9 protein-coding genes are annotated in these 20,443 nt (G+C 43.9%); all 9 read left to right on the top strand.

Features of this window, described 5'->3' with window-relative positions; all coding sequences use genetic code 11:
* Nucleotides 1-259 precede the first annotated feature (259 nt).
* The 9 genes from FKG96_RS25950 (at nt 260) to FKG96_RS25910 (ending at nt 20,273) form a co-directional block, all read left to right on the top strand.
* A complete protein-coding gene (locus FKG96_RS25950) occupies nt 260-3,529 on the top strand; it encodes a TonB-dependent receptor (RefSeq protein WP_130858180.1) in 3,270 nt (1,089 codons plus the stop codon).
* Between the two features lie 18 nt (nt 3,530-3,547).
* Entirely contained in the window at nt 3,548-5,359 is a 1,812-nt protein-coding gene (locus FKG96_RS25945; RefSeq protein ID WP_130858179.1) for a RagB/SusD family nutrient uptake outer membrane protein, read from the top strand.
* Nucleotides 5,360-6,000: 641 nt separating this feature from the next.
* Nucleotides 6,001-9,243 (top strand): TonB-dependent receptor, encoded by a 3,243-nt coding sequence (locus FKG96_RS25940; RefSeq protein WP_130858178.1) that lies wholly within the window; start codon nt 6,001-6,003, stop codon nt 9,241-9,243.
* Nucleotides 9,244-9,301: 58 nt separating this feature from the next.
* The gene (locus tag FKG96_RS25935) at nt 9,302-10,807 is read left to right on the top strand and encodes a RagB/SusD family nutrient uptake outer membrane protein (protein WP_130858177.1); all 1,506 of its coding nucleotides are present in this window, start codon (nt 9,302-9,304) and stop codon (nt 10,805-10,807) included.
* Nucleotides 10,808-11,287: 480 nt separating this feature from the next.
* Nucleotides 11,288-12,562: an oligogalacturonate lyase family protein gene (locus FKG96_RS25930; protein ID WP_130858176.1), complete on the top strand. Its 1,275-nt coding sequence runs from the start codon at nt 11,288-11,290 to the stop codon at nt 12,560-12,562.
* Nucleotides 12,549-13,631: a glycoside hydrolase family protein gene (locus tag FKG96_RS25925; protein ID WP_130858175.1), complete on the top strand. Its 1,083-nt coding sequence runs from the start codon at nt 12,549-12,551 to the stop codon at nt 13,629-13,631. Before FKG96_RS25930 ends, FKG96_RS25925 begins: the two co-directional genes overlap by 14 nt.
* Before the next feature lie 18 nt (nt 13,632-13,649).
* Nucleotides 13,650-15,086, top strand: coding sequence for a polysaccharide lyase family 1 protein (locus tag FKG96_RS25920; RefSeq protein WP_130858174.1), 1,437 nt, complete (start codon nt 13,650-13,652; stop codon nt 15,084-15,086).
* A gap of 98 nt (nt 15,087-15,184) precedes the next feature.
* Nucleotides 15,185-16,564, top strand: coding sequence for a glycoside hydrolase family 28 protein (locus FKG96_RS25915; RefSeq protein WP_242627391.1), 1,380 nt, complete (start codon nt 15,185-15,187; stop codon nt 16,562-16,564).
* Nucleotides 16,565-16,874: 310 nt separating this feature from the next.
* Nucleotides 16,875-20,273, top strand: a complete 3,399-nt coding sequence (locus tag FKG96_RS25910; RefSeq protein ID WP_130858172.1) for a DUF4450 domain-containing protein — start codon at nt 16,875-16,877, stop codon at nt 20,271-20,273.
* Nucleotides 20,274-20,443: the final 170 nt, after the last annotated feature.

The raw sequence follows: 20,443 nt of genomic DNA, 5'->3' as shown, positions 1-20,443 counted from the left end.
ACGATTGCGTAGTTTAACCTACAGTTAAAAAGTGGCTTTATTGTTATGTCAGCAGCTTTTTTGATGCTCTTGGTTTCCTTAAGCAGGACACTACAGGACGCGGAGGCTTTCTTCACTCTTTAATATTGCGCTCAGCTAACAAATACCTAATCGACATAAACTAACCAATATCATTCGATTTTAGCATTACTTGTTAGGCGAATTAATTATTGAACGGATATATCCCGATTCAACTAATGTAATCTAATAAACTAAACTTATGAACCGAAAAATTACTAAAATGTATGTAGGGCAATTAAAGTTACCTTGGCGCATCAATGCCTTGCGGACTTACTGTTTACTTACTGTTCTTTTGTTTTATGCACTGTTGCCCTCCGCTTTTTCGCAACAACCTGTTCGTGGAAAAGTAATTAGTAGTCAGGATGGCGCATCGCTGCCCGGTGTATCTGTCTTTGTCAAAGGCACAAAGCAAGGAACTACTACCGATGCGGACGGAAATTTTGTCTTACAAGCCGGTGAAGATGCCGTGCTGGTTTTTTCCTTTATGGGATACCTCAGTAAGGAAGTCCCTGCAAAAGGAGTATCAACCGTGTCATTGGAAGAAGATAGTCAAGGTTTGGATGAAGTGGTCGTCATTGGTTACGGAACGGCGAGAAGACGGGATTTAACGGGCGCCGTTGGTACGGTCAAAGGGAGCGAAATCAGGAATATACCGGTAACCAACGCAGCACAAGCGATTACCGGTAGGGTTGCTGGGGTTAATGTAGTGACGCAAAGTGGGGCACCTGGTGCTGATATTAATATCACTGTCCGCGGCGGGACTTCCATAACGCAAGGAACCAACCCCTTGTATATTGTGGATGGCTTTCAAATGGAAAACGCATTACGTAATGTTGATATCAACGACATCGAATCGATCGAAGTCTTGAAGGACGCGTCAGCCACCGCCATCTATGGTGCACGCGGTGCTAATGGTGTAATTCTAATCACTACCAAGTCAGGTAAATCCGGTAAAACCGAGGTAAATTATAACACATATTTCAGTTTTGAAAAGCTGAGCAGTAAGCTTGATCTACTGAGCACAGAACAGTATGTGAAATATCAGTATGAATTTCAGACACTTGCGGGAAAGGAAAGCCAGTGGGCGAACATGTTTGGTGGTGATGTGTCGAGCAGCGACTTCTATACCGGAGCTTACGATCGGATTGCACGCGACTATGGGTCACGGGCTGGCATCGATTGGCAGGATTTAGTGTTTGGGGATCAAGCTATTTTGCAGAACCATAACGTTAATATTAACGGTGGTTCTGAGAAAACGAAGTTTATGGTCAGTTATAACTTCACCGGGCAGGATGGAATTCTTGCAAAAACGGGTTATGAAAGAAATAGTGTCCGTGCTAAATTCAACCAGCGATTGGCCGAAGGGATTAGTCTTGATTTCAACACAAACTTGCAAGCCACCAAAACAGAGGGAGGTGGTTCTTTAGGCGGCATGCTCAAAATGTCTGTTTTGCAGCCTCCAACGGGTGGTATCCGATTTACGGACGAACAATTGATCCAAAGTGATATAGCAGAAGAGCTGCAGGCAGAGGATTCCCAATACGATATCTATAATCCGATTATTACAAATGATGCGGTTACCCAAACGAAATATGCCCGTTTAGCGGGAGTCAATATGGGCTTGAATGTGGATTTTCTTAAGGATTTCACGTTTCGTACCGCTGGAAGCTACCAATGGACACAAACACGCAGTGATTACTGGGATGATGGTCGTACGCGAACGGCACAAAATAATAAAGGGCCCTACGGTAGTCGTAACAACAGTGAGAAATTTATATGGCAGATCGTCAATACCCTTTCTTGGAAAAAAACGTATGATAAACATAATTTCAATGCGGTATTAGGACAGGAGACAACTTATGAGGAGTCGATGTCGTTAAACAATACGTATTATGAATTTCCTGAAAATAATTTCGGCTTGAATGACGTCGGTATGGCAGGAAGGATCGACCGTCCTTCTTCTGATAAATCACGCTATGGCTTGGTTTCCGGCTTTGCCCGTTTGATGTATAACTACGATGATCGTTATCTATTAACGGCCACGATTCGACGCGACGGTGTATCGAAGTTTATGCCCGGTCGGCAGTGGGGCACTTTACCTTCTGCGTCCGCTGCTTGGAACATTGATCGAGAGCAGTTCATGGAGAACATCGATTTCTTCGACCAGCTGAAGTTCAGGGTAGGTTATGGGACAACCGGAAATTGTGATATCGGGAATAATACTTATACCACTTTGTATCAATCCACCACTTATGCCATTGACAATGTAGAGGTTAATGGATTAAAACCGACAGATAAATTGGGTAATCCACTCTTGCAGTGGGAGAAGACACAGACCACCAATATTGGCTTAGACTTTTCTATTCTTAAGAATCGGGTGTCACTAACGGCCGACTATTATAATAACATCTCCAAGAACTTGCTTATTAGTGTGGCTATACCCACTTCTACGGGTTATACCAGCCAAAATCAAAATGTGGCTTCCATCAGAAATAGAGGCTTTGAGTTCCTGCTAAATACAGTGAATGTTCGTTCAAACGACTTTCAGTGGACAACAAGTTTAAATATCTCCTTTAACCGATCGAAAGTATTATCACTCTTCGGTGGCGACCGTGATTATATGCGCACCAATTTGAGCTCTCGTGTCGATTTCTGGACGGAGCTCAATAATACGGTCGGACTGTTTTATGGCTATCAATACGATGGTATTTATACAACCGATGATTTTATCCAAAATGGCGATGGCAGTTATACCTTAAAAGACGGTGTGGCCTCTTTGAAAGGGAAGGCGCGTTCATCCATAAAGCCAGGGGATGTTAAGTATGTAGCGCTCAGTGGTGAGACCGATGCCGACGGTAACCCGGTTTGGTCCACTAATGATCGCACCGTCATTGGAACCCCTGAACCCAAGTATTTCGGCGGTATCAATAATACTTTTGCCTATAAGGGTTTTGATTTAAGTGTATTCCTCAATTTCAGTTACGGTAACCAAGTTTTTAATATGAACTCCCAGCGTTACATAGGACCTTATCTGCCCAATCAAAACTCGCTGTCTGTCATGAATAACCGCTTCACTTTAATTGATCCGGCAACTGGTATGCAAACAAGCGATTTGGGTCGGTTGGCGGAGCTAAATCCTAATCAGCATGATAAAAAAGCGATGTGGAGTCTGCATTCACCGAATAATATTGCTATTACTGATGCCTTGGATTACTACCTCGAAGATGGTTCTTTCTTACGCATCAATAACATCACACTGGGATATACTTTACCTAAATCATGGTTACAGAAAGCCTTCATAAATAATGCAAGAATTTATTGCACCTTGAATAATATCCATACATTCACCGGTTATTCGGGCTATGATCCGGAAGTTTCAGCTACCGGGTCTATTCTCACCAGAGGCGTAGACAATTCGGCTTATCCAAGAACAAAAAGTATTGTCGTAGGCGCTAACTTAACCTTTTAACCGTAAAGCTTGTCAATCATGAAAATGAATATAAAACTTATTTTTTTGTTGGGAATTGTTCTTTGCAGCTCCTGTAAGAAATGGCTGGAGATGCCGTCCGAAAAAGAATTCGATAGTGAAACTATTTTTGATAACGTCTCCCGGGCCGAAATGGCGGTATTGGGTGCCTATAGCAGCACCTTCAATCGTGAATTATATTATCAATTCGGTATGGGAACCGACGAATGTTTCTCTACCGAAGGAGAAACCAATTCAAAAAATCAGGTAGCGAATTATGTATATAATACTTCCAACATTCCTACTTCTACTTATACAGCGATGTATGCCGGTGTCGAGTACGCAAATGTATGTATTAAAAATCTGCCACAAATGGAGGCCGCCAATGAGCAGGAAAAGCGCAAACTGGATATGCTCTTAGGTGAATCGTATGCCATCCGGGCGATGAATCTACTTAATGTGGTCCGTTTCTTCGGAGATGTTCCGTATCCCAAAATTCCGGTTGTGGATGCAGGAACCTTCAATTCGTCAAGAGTAAGTCGCGACACCATCTTGGATGGGTGTATTGAGGATCTTCAAAAAGCGATCGAACTGTTACCTTGGAAAGGGGAGGGGATGGTGGCCACGCCGGAGCGTTTTACTAAAAATGCTGCTTATGGAGTGCTTGCCCGGGTAGCGTTGTATGCTGCCGGTTATTCATTGCGCTGGGACCTGAATTCGTATTCTCCAGGTTCTGTTAAGATAGCACAACGCGACGATGTCAATCGCATTACACAGCTGTACGAGATTGCTCGAGACGCCTGCAAGGCCATTGTAGATCGTGGCGAAAATAATTTAATTGCTTATGAGACGGTATTCCGCGATTTGGTAAATGGACAATATAATGTTGAGACAATGCTTGAATATGGTCAGTATGGCGCGAATAGTAATGATGGTTCTATTAGTTATACAAACGGAATGTTTGCCCATACGAACTGCATGTTCGGTAAGGCTCAACCGGCCATGGGAGCTTTGCCAACTTACTATTTCGATTTTAGTGAGGGTGATGTCAGAAGGGACGTAGCGATTTGTAATTATAGCATCGCGAGCGATAATACCCGGCAGATGAACAACTATGCCGGTATGACCATCGGTAAATTTCGGGTGACATGGAAAGCGGAAATTGGAACAGCTATTAATAAACGGGATATCAATTGGCCGGTACTGCGTTACTCGGATGTCTTGTTGATGTATGCCGAAGCTGAAAACGAACTGAACCATGGTCCAACAGCCCTTGCCGTTGAAATGTACGAAAAGGTACGGTCAAGAGCTTTTAACAATGATCGAGCTAAAATGGGGGCAACACCGAGTGGTTATGAGGACTTCAAAAAAGCCGTTATTTCGGAGCGGAAATTAGAACTCGGCTTTGAAGGCTGGCGCAGGACCGACTTGGCTAGGTGGGGTATTTTATACGAAACACTTAGTGAAACGAAGCAGAAACTCATCCAATTGGCAAAAGGTGAAGGGCCATATGCCGATGTTGACAAATATCGAGCTTATAAAAAAGAGCAAGCTAAATCTTTCCTCGATCCAGTCGTCGCAGTTCCTTTTATCGGTTATTCGCAAGCTCCAACAGCGTCTGAGCAGCAGGAATTAAACACTCAAGGCTATACCTTGCTTGAAATGCATGGTAATGTTTCGCTCTTTAACGCGAATAGAACCGATGCCACCTCGGCTTGGATAACAGGATTGTTCCGAGGCCTCGAGAAAAATAAAGTGGAAATTTTACCATTAAATGCCACAACGATTGATGACAACCCGGGATTACAAGGACAGCAACATCCGCTTTATTAGAGAGTAGTTAATAGGGAGTAGGGAACTAGTTAAATGGAATTTCCTACTCTCTATCCCCTGGTCCAAATTTATCACTTCATAATTCCTGCCTACCGGCAGTCATCACTACTAAACTACTTCCCTACTCAATTATTCAACAATTCACTGATTTCTTTACTCCCCCGCAGGCCCCATCATCACATTAGCTAATTCATCAATTGGCTAATTAACTACTCAACCACTCAACAATTTCTCTGCTCCACGCCCATGCTTCATTGGCTAATTTACCAATCGGCTAATTAACTACTTCCCTACTCAACTACTCAACGTCTCAACTACTTAACGTCTCAACTACTTAACTATTTATCAACCCATCAATTCCGGAAACGATTGCGTAGTTTAACTCATAGTTAAAAAATGCGTTTATAGGCTTCTAACGCTGTTTTTGATCTTCGGCCTATCGGCAAACAGGACACTACAGGATGCATCCATTTATTGAGCTCTTTAATATTGTATTAGCTAGAATCGCCGGTATAGGTCTCTATGCTAACCAATGAGTAAATAATTCACTCGAAAACAAACGCAGATACACAACCAACAGGCTTACTGAAGGAGTTTTTTATCGTCTCCGAAGTAAAACCAACAATTTAACCATGTTTAAAATGAACCAAGAATCAGAACGGAACCAGACACGGAGACAGCAAGTACACTCACTTGTAATACAGCGAGGGATCAGCTGGTTTTTCATGTGTCTGCTATTGTTTAGTTTTCCCGTGCACTTATGGGCACAGGAAACTGTAAAGGGAAAAGTAATAAGTGCGCAGGACGGTCAAGCCTTACCGGGCGTATCGGTGCTTGTAAAGGGGAAGAAGGCAGGAACTAGCACAGATGCAAATGGAAATTTTGCTATTCAAGCCGCAAAAAATGAAATCTTGATTTTCTCCTTTGTGGGACACAAACCAAAAGAGGTAACCGTTGCGGGGCCTGTTGTAAATGTTACCTTGGATCAAGATAGCCAAGGTTTGGATGAAGTTGTCGTGGTAGGATATGGCCAACAAAAACGGGGTAATATCACTGGGTCAGTAGCAACCATGAATACTGAAAAATTAACGGAAAGACCACTTCCACGAGTTGATCAGGCCTTGGTTGGACAAATGGCCGGTGTCCGTGTCAAACAAACTACCGGGAATCCCGGGCAAGGTTTGAGTGTCCAGGTACGTGGTGTTGGTTCAATCTCCGCCGGAAATGAACCGCTGTACGTTCTGGACGGCTTCCCGCTATCGGGAGCAACGCCTAATCAAAATGGTGGCTATTCTACCGGCAATCCATTGGATAATATCAACCCGAATGATATCGAATCCATCCAAGTGCTAAAGGATGCGTCATCGGCAGCTATATACGGTTCCCGCGCAGCCAATGGAGTGGTTATTATCACGACTAAAAAAGGAAAGTCTGGAAAGCCGTCCATTAATTTAAATACCTACGTAGGCTATAATGAGCGCAGTAAAAAGCTTGATATGTTAAGTGGTCCGGAGTGGATAGATCGTGCTATTGAAATGATCAATTACCAATGGGTCACCTCCGGCTCGGGTAGAACGGCCGATCAAACAACGGAAGAAAGACGTGCTATTCTGGGCATAGCAGCTGATCAGGTCGATACACGGTACATGATTGATGATCGTTGGGTACAGCCGGGTTATCCAGGACTAAATATTATTGATTGGCAAGATGAAACTTTCCGTAAAGGTTTAGTGCAAAATTACCAACTTTCTGCTAGTGGCGGTACCGACGCGGTTAAATATTATGTTTCGGGTAATTACAACGGACAACAAGGGATGGTGAAAGAGCAGGACTTTACCTCCTATGCGGCGCGTGCCAATGTAGAGGTGAAAGCTAATGAAAAACTGACTTTTGGTATTAATTTAACCCCCACCTATTCGATTAATAACGATCCGGGTGTGGAAGGAAAAGATAATATCCTGCATCAATTAGTTTCATTTACACCGGTACAGGAAGCAAGTGCCGGCCTATATCCTAATGTTGGTGACAACCCTCAATACCGCTGGAGTACTTCGGCCAACAGTCCGGTAGGTAAATTAGAGCAAACCTTGGCCGTGACCAAACGCTTCCGTACAGTCGGGTCTTTATTTGGTCAATACGAGATTGTTGATGGACTGAACTTCAAAACAACCCTCAATTTAGACCATGTGGATAATACCTTTAAGCGTTATATTCCTTTTACGATTACCGGTAGTTTACCGAATAGGCAATCGGATTTAACCAAACGTACTTCCGGAACGTATAGTACTTTCAGAAGACAAACACTGGTTAATGAAAATACGTTGAATTATAATAAGACGATTGCCAATGACCACAGCATCTCTGCGCTTTTGGGTTTTTCTTATAACTCCGATAAACTGGATAATGCAACCATGTCATCCCAAAACGGCTATGGAAGTAGTACCATTACGACCTTGAATTATGCATTGGGCGTGACGGGTAATACAACGGAAACCAAGAATGTCTTACTCTCCTATTTCGGACGTTTGCAATACGCGTATCAAGATAAGTACTTACTGAGCGTGTCGGCTAGACGAGATGGTTCATCTCGCTTTGGTGCAAATACCAAATGGGGCTGGTTCCCTTCTGCGTCTATAGGCTGGCGTGTGTCGCAGGAAGATTTTATGCAAAGTATTAAGGGAACATTGAGTGATCTTAAATTGCGTGCCAGCTGGGGTAAGTCGGGGAACTACAACATTGGCGACTATAGTAGCCTGTCGGTCCTCGGAAACTATGCCTACTCTTTAGGTGGGCAGCTGGTTACAGGATTAGCTCCTAATGGTATCGTGAACCCCGATTTAACTTGGGAAAAGTCGAATACATTTGATGTCGGACTTGATTTAGGGTTCATTAATAACCGTATTACCGCTACAATCGATTACTATGATCGTAAGAGTACCGGACTGCTCTTGAACGTGCCGGTGTCGCAAATCACGGGCTTTGCGTCTTCCCTGGATAATGCAGGAAGCGTACGTAACAGAGGATGGGAATTGGAAATCAACAGCCAAAATATTACAGGGACGGCGGATGCATTTCAATGGAGTACTTCTTTTAACTTGAGTCATAACAGCAATAAGCTGACTTCATTACCTAACGGGCAGTCGCAAATCCTGATCCCATCTTCTTTTGATATCTCACATAGTATTTTACGCGTGGGCGACCCGATGTACAGCATTTATGTGGTTCGGCAAGAGGGTATTCTATCGCAGGCCGACATTGACAACGGAGCGGCTTTGTATGGAAATCAAACAGCGGGTGATCCGAAATATTTTGATGCCAACGGTGATGGCATCATTAATGAGAACGACCGTGTTATTGTAGGTCAGCCTAATCCAAAATATACATGGGGTATTACCAATACCTTCCGATATAAGGGCTTCGATTTGAGTGTACTCGTACAAGGCCAGTGGGGCGGTGGTATCTACTCTTTATTTGGTCGGGCTGTTAACCGGACCGGAACCGGTATTGTGGATAATGTGCTGGGCAGCTGGCGCGATCGCTGGCGCTCACCGGAGGACCCGGGGGCCGGTGAAGTAGGAAAGACAACCGGAACTTTCGGCCGAATCAAAAATACGGATTGGTACTATCCTTCCGACTACATTCGGGTACGGAATATCACATTGGGTTACGATTTGGGACGGATCATTCCGAAGACAACTTTCCAAGGTGCGCGCATATTTGTTACGGCTGAGAATTTCTTTGGTCATGATAAATACAAAGGTGGTTTTAACCCAGAAGCAACGAACACGAACTTAAGTGGTAGCACGCAGTTTCCGGAAGCGGGTGATTATGGCGGTCTACCGATTCCGAAATCGTTGATCTTCGGATTGAACGTAACGTTTTAACGATAAGTCCTCGTCAGACAACATACATAGTGATGATCATTATTAAAGATATAAAGTGATGAACAAGATTTTTTTAGTGCTATTGGTCCTTGCGGTTCTTACAGGTTGTGAGAAGGAGCTCGATCAACAACCTATTTCTGATCCTACGACAGAAACTTTCTATGCAATTCCCAATGATTTTATTCAGGGAGCAAATGCCATATATGCTGCTTTGCGCGGCTATCCGGACCGACAATTAAATTTATCGGAAACACGTTCTGATAATTTATATGCTGTATCAGATGGAGGTGTGCGTGATTGGGAAGGCATCAACGGATTTCACCGCAATCTGGCAGCGAATCCGTATATCGCGGAAGCTTGGTTAACCAACTACAATGGTGTTAACCGTGCGAACGTCTTACTTGAACAACTAGATAAAAATGGGCACATAGTAACCGACGAAAATTTGAGAGGTCGCTTACAAGGTGAAGCCCGCTTCTTGCGCGCCTTCTTCTATTTTGATCTCTTGCGTTGGTTTGGGCGGGTCCCGATCGTCGATCGCGTTATTACAGCAAGTGAAGCAGCTACCATTCCACAAAGTGATATTGCTGCAATTTACGACTTTATTATTGCGGATCTGCAAACGGCAATTCCTCTTTTGCCCTCGAAAAGTGAGTATGCAGGAGTTGATCGCGGTCGCGTCACCAATGCGGCGGCGCAAACGCTCTTAGCTTTGGTATATATGACCCGCTCGGGCCCTAATTTAGGTGTAAATGGGTCTGGCTTAGCTACTAACAATTGGCAAGAGGCAGCTGCTTTATTGGATGAGGTGATCGGTTCGGGTGAATACCAATTTTTGGAGGGTAACAATGCCTATGCTTCCATTTTTTCTTACGATAATGAAAACAATGCCGAAGTGGTATTTGATGTTCAGTATATCACAGGGCAAAATCCGGTAGCAGGAGCCACTTTTGCGTGGCTGTTAGCTCCTGACACATGGTTTAATGCCAATGGACATCCCAATCAGGGCGGTTTGACCATTCGTCCGGTATCGAATGATTTGTTGAATTCGTATGAGTCAGGCGATGTTCGAAAGGCCTTTTCTATTCAAACAGGATACGTTTATAATGGGGTGGCGGAAACCAGATCATTCTTTAAAAAATATATTGATTTATCCCGTGTGCCGAATAATCGCGAAGACTGGCCCATTAATTTCATTGTTTGGCGTTTTACCGACATCTTAATGTTAAGGGCTGAATGTACACTGCATGGTGCTTCCGGATCACAAGCGGAGGTAGATCAGGTGGTCAATCGGGTTCGTGCAAGAGCGGGTTTAGCGCCTAGGAGTCAGGTAGACCTTGCCGGTTTGATGGAGGAAAGACGAAAAGAATTTGCTGCCGAAGGATCAAGGTGGCACGACTTGATTCGAAGTGGTCTAGCGGAATCGGTCATGAGTAGCTGGATTGAAAAAGAGGACGTTCAGTCACGTATTGATCCCTTTCAATTAAATTATACACTTTATCCCATTCCGCAAGCCGAATTGGATGCGAAGCCAGGGGTGTATACGCAGAATGGAGGGTATTAATGGGAGTTGTAAGTCATAAGTGGTAGGTTTTAAGCTCAGCTTATCCAACGACCGGTGTAGGCGAATTATAGGTGACAAATCGTCACTCGACAAGGTATATTAATTAGCTAATGTGAGCCACTTGTGACTTACATACATGTGTTAACATAAGGGATACTTATAGCGTATAACTTTAAGTTTGGTTTAACCAACGGCCTGTGTGTGTGGATTATAGGTGACAAATCGTCCTTCGACAGGGTATATTAATTAGCTAATGTGAGCCACTTGTGACTTACATACATGTGTTAACATAAGGGATACTTATAGCGTATAACTTTAAGTTTGGTTTAACCAACGGCCTGTGTGTGTGTATTATAGGTGACAAATCGTCCTTCGACAGGGTATATTAATTAGCTAATGTGAGCCACTTGTGACTTACATACATGTGTTAACATAAGGGATACTTATAACGTATAACTTATTACTTAGAACTCAAAAGGTATGAAAAAGCATTTATTGTTTTTCTTTGCTCTGCTGCAGGTAGCGATCCTACCTGCGCAACCATTATTGGAAACCGGCGGAAAGGAAATGCCGGATGAATGGGTCGACAACGTAACACATCATCGGGTGATGCGTTTGGTGCGGAGGCAGGGAATCAATTTGAGCTTCTATTTTCATAACAATCCTTTTGTAGGAAATGAGATGGTTTTTTACGGAAGTAATGAGCGACAGAAAGAAAGTTATACCGGAGAGCTAAAGAATAAGGCACAAGAAATTTATAACCTTAATGTGAAAGACAAGCAGCTTTATGTAGTTAATTTAGAAAACTTGAAAGTTCGCCGGTTAACGCAAGAATCCGGAAAAATCCAAGGGGAAATCGTGCATGCAAAAAGCGGGAAAGTATATTATCAATGTCAGGATAGCGTATTCAGCGTAGCGGTAAAAACAGGTAAAAAGGAACTGATCTTTGTATTTCCGGCAGATTTCAAGGCCTCGATTACAACGATCAATGCTGATGCTTCCCTACTAGGCGGAGCCTATGCCACGGAGGAAGAGAAAGAAATTTCAAAACGCTATCCGGAAAAGAGCCAGTATTTCAATCGCATTTATGAAGCAAGATTACCGAGAACATTATTTACCATCGATATCAAAACAAGACAACTGCAAAAGATATTTACGGATAGCGCCTGGTTAAATCATGTACAATTTTCTCCTACAGATCCCAACTTATTAATGTTCTGTCACGAAGGCCCTTGGCATAAGGTCGATCGGATCTGGACCATTAACGTAAAAACAAAAGCTACGCCCAAACTCATTCATAAACGTAGCATGGATATGGAAATTGCGGGCCATGAATGGTTCAGTAAGAACGGCAACTACATATGGTACGATCTGCAATTGCCTCGCGGTCAAACATTTTTTGTAAGTGGTACGGATCTTAAAACCGGAAAGGAGATAAAATACCAATTGCAACGAAACGAATGGTCTGTTCACTACACCTCCGCAGTTGATGATAAAACCTTTGCTGGCGATGGCGGCGATCCAGGGTCGGTAGCTAAAGCACCGGACGGACAATATATTTATCTTTTTAAACCTCAAGGTGATCATTTTGAGGCGGAGCGCTTGGTCAATATGAAACATCATAATTATAAGTTGGAACCGAATGTGCATTATTCACCAGATGGGAAATGGATTATATTTCGGGCAAATTTTGAGGGCTTTGAAGGTATATATGCAGTTGAGATAGAAAAGCGAAGAACTAATGACAGTCAATAGAAAGAAATTCATCCACACCTTATCCTTTTCTTTGGCGGCACTGTGGGTGCAAGGGGGAAGAATGCTCCATGCGCGAACCAAAGATGATGCCCCAATATCAGATTTTTGCAAAAAGTTGAAGCCAGTTGGTAGGGCTTTGGAATTGCCCGGTTACTATGTATGGTGCAATAGCCCAATTGAAGCTCCGGATGGTAAAACGCATGTGTTTTTCTCACGATGGAAGGCAGATCTGGGAATGAGCGGATGGATCAAAGGCTCTGAAGTCGCTCATGCGGTAGCAGACGCTCCTGACAAGCCATTTGAGGTACTCGAAACGGTATTAGCCCCGCGTGGCACCGGGTTTTGGGACGCCACGACTTGTCATAACCCACTGATAAAGAAAATAGGTAACACTTATTATCTTTTTTATATGGGAAACTCTAATGGTAAAACCAATACAAAGCGCATTGGTTTAGCCACATCCTCTTCCCTCGACGGTCCATGGACACGCACCGATGCGCCTATTCTCTTGCCGGGTGCAGCGGGCGCATGGGATGATCATTGCACCACAAACCCAGCTTGGGTAAGAGGAAAAGATGGCAGAAATTGGCTCTACTACAAGTCATGGAATACCCACGACTATGAAACAACAAAGGGACCGATCCGGGGAAACAGAAAATATGGCGTAGCCTTCGCCGATAAGCCGGAAGGTCCGTATGAGAAGTATGTCCATAATCCGGTTATTGATTTTTCAGCAAAGGGAGCTAATCGCCAGTTTGAGGATGCCTTTGTTTGGCGTGAAGGGGACAAGTTCAAAATGATTGCGCGCGACATGGGTGTCTTTAACCATGAAGTAGGACTGATTATGGAGTCTGATGATGGATTGCATTGGTCAGAACCACAAATAGCTTTTCAGCCATTGAGTCATTATGTACAAGAACCACCAGCCCCCGCACACTTGAAGCGATACGGCCGCTTAGAGCGACCCATGCTTTTATTGGAGGATGATCAACCGGCGTGGCTTTTTGGCGCCTCGCAAGGCGGAAAGTATCAAACATCCAGTGCTTTTATTTTTAAATGTGAGGTATAACCAATAAAATCCTGAATTATGATGAAAACTATTCTTTTACAAAAAAATCGCTGGCTTGCCGGCTTTTTAGGAATGGCCGCATTGCTAGGGGCCTGTTCTAAATTACCACAATCAGACAACAACCATCCTTATATGGAAAATGGGCGAGTTATTGCTTTCCCGGGAGCAGAGGGCTTTGGCCGCTTTGCACAGGGTGCTCGTGGAGCCGCTAATCCTTCGGTCTATATAGTCACTAATCTGAATGATAATGGCCCCGGGTCATTTCGTGATGCAGTGAGTCAGCCGGGTCGATTTGTCGTTTTTGCGGTAAGTGGCATCATTCGTTTGCAATCTAATTTAAGTGTCGCAGCGAATACAACTATTGCCGGACAAACGGCTCCCGGTAAGGGCGTTGTACTCTATGGTCGTAAAGTCACCTTTACCGGAGCAAACAATTCCATTACCCGCTATATGAGAATTAGGCTGGGAGTGAATGGAGGTGCATCGCGCAATGATGATGCTTCAGGCGTAGCTAATGGTAAAAATATGATTTTTGATCATGTATCGTTTTCTTGGGGGCAGGATGAGGTCTTCTCCATTAACTGGGATAATAAAGGAAATGAACCCGATAGCATAACTATACAGAATTCCATCATCGGACAAGGCCTGCATCGGCATAATCACTCGGCAGGCGGTCTGATTCAAACGGTGAATGGAAAAATTAGTATGCTAAAGACCCTTTATCACAGCAATAAAACCCGCAACCCTAAAGTAAAAGGGTATAATGAATTCGTTAATAATGTAGTATACAATTATGGAAATTTAGATAATCCAATGGGACATACCGTTTCAGGGGATGCTTATATTATGGGTGGATCGGCCGGTATTTCTGAGGTTAATATTCTCAATAATTACTTTATTTCCGGTCCACTTACGCCACCAAAAAACACACCTTTCTCACGTGGTACAGGAACTTTTTATCTGCATGCCGCGGGAAATTACTTCGATCCTAATAAGAACGGCGTTTTAGATGGTAGCTTGGTACCCTTCGACACCATCGGATATCCAGGATTAGCGGATTCAAATTTTGTACAACAGCCTTTCGCCTATCCGGCAAAAACGCCGAGCATGAACGCGGAACAAGCTTATCATTATGTATTGAATAATGCCGGTGCTACCTTGCCAAGCAGAGATGAAGTCGATTTATCGATGATCAATGAGTTGCGCTCAAAAGGAAAGCAGGGCAACTATATTTATACGGAATCTGATGTAGCCTTACCTAATGATGGGCTGGGATCTTTTCCCGAAGCCACTGCATTGAAAGATACCGATCAGGACGGGATTCCTGACGTGTGGGAGCAGCGTTTAGGGCTCAATGCAAATGACGCTACCGATGCGCTACAAACTAATACGTCTTTCCCTCAATACCTAAATATAGAAGTTTATATTAACGCTTTAACACCAACATCGAGATAGTGCCAAAAAACGATTCATTCATGTATAACAAGTTAAACAAAACGTATTCTTTTTTATCAAAACGATCTTTCCAATTCAGGTTTTTATCTTTCATTTTTATGTTAGCTTGGTCAATTAATAGTTACGCGCAAGAGAAGGCATGGACTTCCGCTAAGCAACCGGAGCAGGAAATAGAAATGCTTAAGCGACAGATTAAAGCGCCTGTTTTCCTAGAACGGGATTTTTTGATAACGGACTTTGGTGCGGTTGGTGACGGACAAACCAAAAATACCGAAGCCTTCAAAAAAGCGATTGAAGCCTGTCATAAAAGCGGTGGAGGAAGGGTCGTTGTTCCTTATGGAAAGTTTCTCACCGGTGGAATATACCTAAAAAGTAATGTAAATCTACACTTAGCGGACAGTGCCACGATTATATTCAGTCGGGATAGCTCGGATTATCCGATTGTTTTCACGCGTTGGGAGGGGATGGAATGTATGAACTATGCCTCGTTTATCTATGCTTATGGGGAGGAGAATATTGCCATTACCGGAAATGGTATACTGGATGGGAATGCCAATAACGATTATTGGTGGTGGTGGTGTGGTGCTAAAAAATACGGTTGGCGAGAAGAGCTCGGTAAGCAAACTCCTGCGCGGAATGCTTTGCATGAGATGATGCATGAGGAAGTAGATCCCAAAAAGCGGATTTTTGGTGATGGGCATTATTTACGACCTAATTTTATACAGCCCTATCAGTGTAAAAATGTATGGATTGCGGATGTGAAGTTGATTAACTCACCCATGTGGAACCTTAATCCCGTATTGTGCGAAAATGTACTGATTGAAAAGGTAAAAGTGATTAGTCATGGGCCCAATAACGATGGCTGCGATCCGGAAGCTTGTAAAAATGTATGGATACGCGATTGTTATTTCGATACAGGCGACGATTGTATTGCCATTAAATCGGGAAGAGATGAAGACGGCCGCAATATCGGTCGCCCGGCAGAAAATCATATTATCGAGAATTGTGTGATGAAAGATGGGCATGGTGGCGTCGTCATCGGTAGTGAGATTGCTGGAGGCGCTAAGAACATTTATGCTATCAATTGTGAAATGGATAGTCCTAACTTGGATCGTGTCTTGCGGATAAAGACGAGCTCGAGCCGTGGAGGGATCATTGAAAATGTATTTATGAAAAATGTACAGGTCGGCACGTTCAAAGAAGCCGCTGTCAAGTGCAATATGTTTTATGAAAAACCGGGGAATCACATTCCTACGATCCGTAATATTTGGGTAGAAAATCTGAACGTCGAAAAAGGTGGGCAATACGCGCTGATGGTTGCAGCCTATCAGCAGTCGCCGGTAACGAATCTGCGAATGATTAATTGCAATTTAAAAGGAATTAAAGAACCCTTTAAGGTCGACCATGTTAAGAACCTTGTCTTTGAGGATGTGAAGATCAATGGAAGGGTGATGGAGGCGCCAAAAGGAGTTAATTAGTTATTGGTTATTCGTTATTCGTTATTGGTTATTCGTTTAGCGTAAAGCGATCTTCATTCAGCCGCTCAAAGGTTTAGCGTGTAGGCCCGAATGGCCATATGGAATGAGTGTTTGAATTTTATTTGATACTTTGTTGTTGGTTAAAATATAGGGAATCGTCGAAGGAATTAACTTTCATATAAATAAAGATCGGCCTCAAAAGGTTCGGGTAGCACAAGCTATGTAACGGCATAGAGGCTCAAAGAACATTTTCAGCCGAGAGCTTTCTTTGTTACTTTCTTTCGCGGAGAAAGAAAGTAAATAATTGGTTATGATAAAAAAAAGAACATTTTTTCTGAGCATGATCATATCGATAAGTATGATATTATCGAGCGATCCATCCTACGCGCAGGAAAATGACCATAAGCCTTTATGGCACGGTATAGAACGAGTGGTACATTACAAACCCGAGGGCGAAGACTTTGTGTTGGTGCAAGGGAGGCGGCGATTTAATCGCGCCTTGTATGGCACGAATACGGCTTTTCGCGTGGAAGCGGGCGATTTGCCTGAATTTGCTTTATACTTGCCGGGCATGGGCGGTAACTTACAATTTGTGCTGACCGATGGTAAGAACTATAAAAGACTGATTGATGCGGATCATATTGAAACTCGGTATCGTCCGGGGACAATGATTTACTGGATTAAAGATACACTGTTAGGTGATGGACGATTGACGGTGCAAGTTTTGGCACAAGCGGAGAATGAAGGTTTGATTCTTCGCGTAGAGGGAAGAAATATCGCACATTCAATTAAACTTTGGGCCATCTATGGAGGAGCTAGTGGGCAAAATTTCAGTCGTGCCGGCGACATAGGTGCCGACCCGGAATCGAGCTTTTATTTATTGCCCCAGAATTGCGAAGCGAATACGTTTACCCTAAACAATCGCGGATTCCATTTGAACTTTTTAAATAAGAAAAAGCAAACGCAGGAATTGTTCGGTGCTTTTTCCGGACAACCGTCCCTGAAGCTGCTAAATGCAGATAAGCTGACGGAGTTGCCTGAATTATGGGAAAGTTCATCCATTGATCGTCCGGTGTTGGGTGCTCAATATCTGCTAAAAGACGAACACCCGGTTTATATAGCAATCCAACGGGAAAAAAGTCAGGCGCCATTGGAAGTAGTTTTTCAACAGGCTGAAGAAAAACGGAAGGGCTTAACGGAGCGCGTAAAGCTTAAAACCCCCGATCCTTATATCAACACGCTGGGTGGTGCATTGGCGATTGCGGCGGACGCCATATGGGAGTTTCCAACCTACTTACACGGCGCCGTGGCTTGGCGCATGCGCTTAAATGCCTGGCGAGGGGCTTATGTGGCTGATCCGCTGGGCTGGCATGATCGCGCTAAATTGCATTTTTCAGCTTACCTTCGTTCTCAGGTACTGGAGCCTGAGAAGGGGCCAGTGGTACCGGATACCTCGCGGCATTTGGCAAGACAGCTTGAAGAGATGGGCACAACCGTGTTCTCCAGTGGATATATCTCTAGAAATCCCAATGATAATACCAAACCGCATCACTATGATATGAACTTGGTGTTTTTTGACCAATTATATAACCATTTTCAATATACAGGTGATACCGCCTTTATAAAAGCTAGCTGGCCTGTCATCAAAAGGCACCTGGCATGGGAGAAACGGAATTTTGATCAGGACGGTGATGGGCTATACGACGCGTATTGCGCCATTTGGGCAAGCGATGCCCTGCAGTATAGTGGTGGTGGCGTAACGCACACCTCGGCCTATAATTATCGGGGTTTTGAGATGGCGGCGCGACTCGCCGCAATCGTTGGTGAAGATCCAAGCCCTTATAAACAGGAGGCTGCTAAAATTAAGGACGCAGTAAACAAGTATTTGTGGTTAAAAGATAAAGGCTGGTATGCCGAATATAAGGATCTCTTAGGTGAGGGCTTAAGGCACGAGCAACCAGGATTGTGGACAATCTATCATGCGCTGGATACCCGCATGGCTACACCCTTTCAGCGCTATCAGTCGTTAACTTATGTTGACGAGCATATTCCCCATATCCCCATACGGGCGGCCGGCCTATCGGAGCAGCAACTTTACACGTTGTCTACAACAAATTGGCAACCGTACACTTGGTCGATCAACAATGTGGCACTTGCTGAAAACCTACAAACGGCTCTTGCGTACTGGCAGGGAGGCAAAGCGGAAGATGCCTTTCGATTGTGGAAAAGCAACCTTATAGAAAGCATGTACTTAGGTGCCAGTCCGGGTAATTTTCAGCAATTGTCTTTCTATGATGCGCAAAGAGGCGAGTTATACCGTGATTTTGCCGATCCGATCGGCGTCGCAGCGCGCACATTAACGGAGGGGCTATTCGGCATTTTACCGGATGCATTAGTTGATACGCTTACTATACGTCCCGGTTTACCACAATCGTGGAATGAAGCGGATTTAGATGTTCCCAATATAAGTTTTTCTTTTAAGCGCTCGGGATTGCTTGATCACTATGAAATCACGCCAAGATACCAAAGGAGTATGAACTTGAAATTGCTGTTGCGCACTAAAAAAGCGGCAGTAAAGCAGGTAAGGGTGAATGGAAAAGACGTTAACTGCACATGGATAGAGGAAGCACTGGGGCAGCCGACACTTCAGGTGTCGATACCCAAGACTGCAAGCTACAACATTGAGATCGAGTGGGCTGATAAAGAAATAGCCGAACTGGGCTATCAAAATAGTGTCGTTTTGGGGCAGGATCTGAACTTGGATATCCGTGAAGCACGGCTTGAAGAGGTGTACGATCCACAACGAGTATTGGTGGATTCCTCAAATGAGAAACGGAAGTTTTCCTTCAAGCGAGTGGGGAAATCATTGTTCTTTGTAAAGCTTAGACAAGGGAATGCGCAATGGTGGATGCCTGTGGATGTACGCGTTGAAGATGCTTATCGTCGCAGCGCGTCTCTGGAGAAAGCAGCTATACGGACAGGAAAATATGAAATGCTGGACTTAAGTAAGGAGTTCAACGGAAAAATAACAGAATTGTTTAAGCAACGTTACTTAAGTCCACGACCGGGTGCGCCGACCTTACAACTACCTTGGCAAGGTATCGGTAATTGGTGCTATCCCTTGATTGAACCTGTTTTAGATGATCAAGGGACCAAACGGTTAGCGAAGGCACAGGGTCATATACGCTTGCCAAATGGTGTACCAATAAAATTATCGGTTGATGGAAACGATATCCTGTTTACCTCGCAGTGGGACAACTACCCAACAAAGAAGACCCTTGCCCTAACAGGCAAAGCCTCGCATGTTTATTTGCTAATGGCCGGCACCACCAACCCCATGCAGAGCCAGTTCATCAATGGCCTAGTGACTATTGTTTACGCGGACGGGACCAAAGAAAAGCTGGAACTCCGAAATCCCGATAATTGGTGGCCGATCGAGCAGGATTATGAGGATGATGGTTATGCTTTTTCCCTACTGAAGGAAAAACCCTATCGGTTGCATTTGAAAACCGGCCGGTTCGTACGCGGAGGGGAAGGAAGTTATGATGAAATCAAGGGATTTACGAAGCGGGCAATCGACGGTGGCGCCGCCACGCTATTGGACTTCTCGCTCGATCCGACGAAGGAACTGAAGACACTTGAATTGCGAGCGATAGCCAATGATGTAGTAATAGGCTTGATGGGAATGACACTAGAAGTTGTTGAGTAGGGAATTATTCATTCGTGTTCACTTTAAAGGTATTTATGAGCTCGCTACGCTCGGTTAGTCAATTAGCCAATGTAGTAACGTAGGCAGGTGCGCTTAAAGCTTACTGCCTTGTAAGTAGTTAAATAGCCTAATGGTTAAGTAGTCAGTACGAATAACTAGTAACAAATAAC

Origin of the sequence: Olivibacter sp. LS-1, assembly GCF_008245145.1 — a bacterium.
Taxonomy (GTDB): Bacteria; Bacteroidota; Bacteroidia; order Sphingobacteriales; family Sphingobacteriaceae; genus Olivibacter; species Olivibacter oleidegradans.
This window is presented reverse-complemented; position numbering and strand designations above follow the sequence as displayed.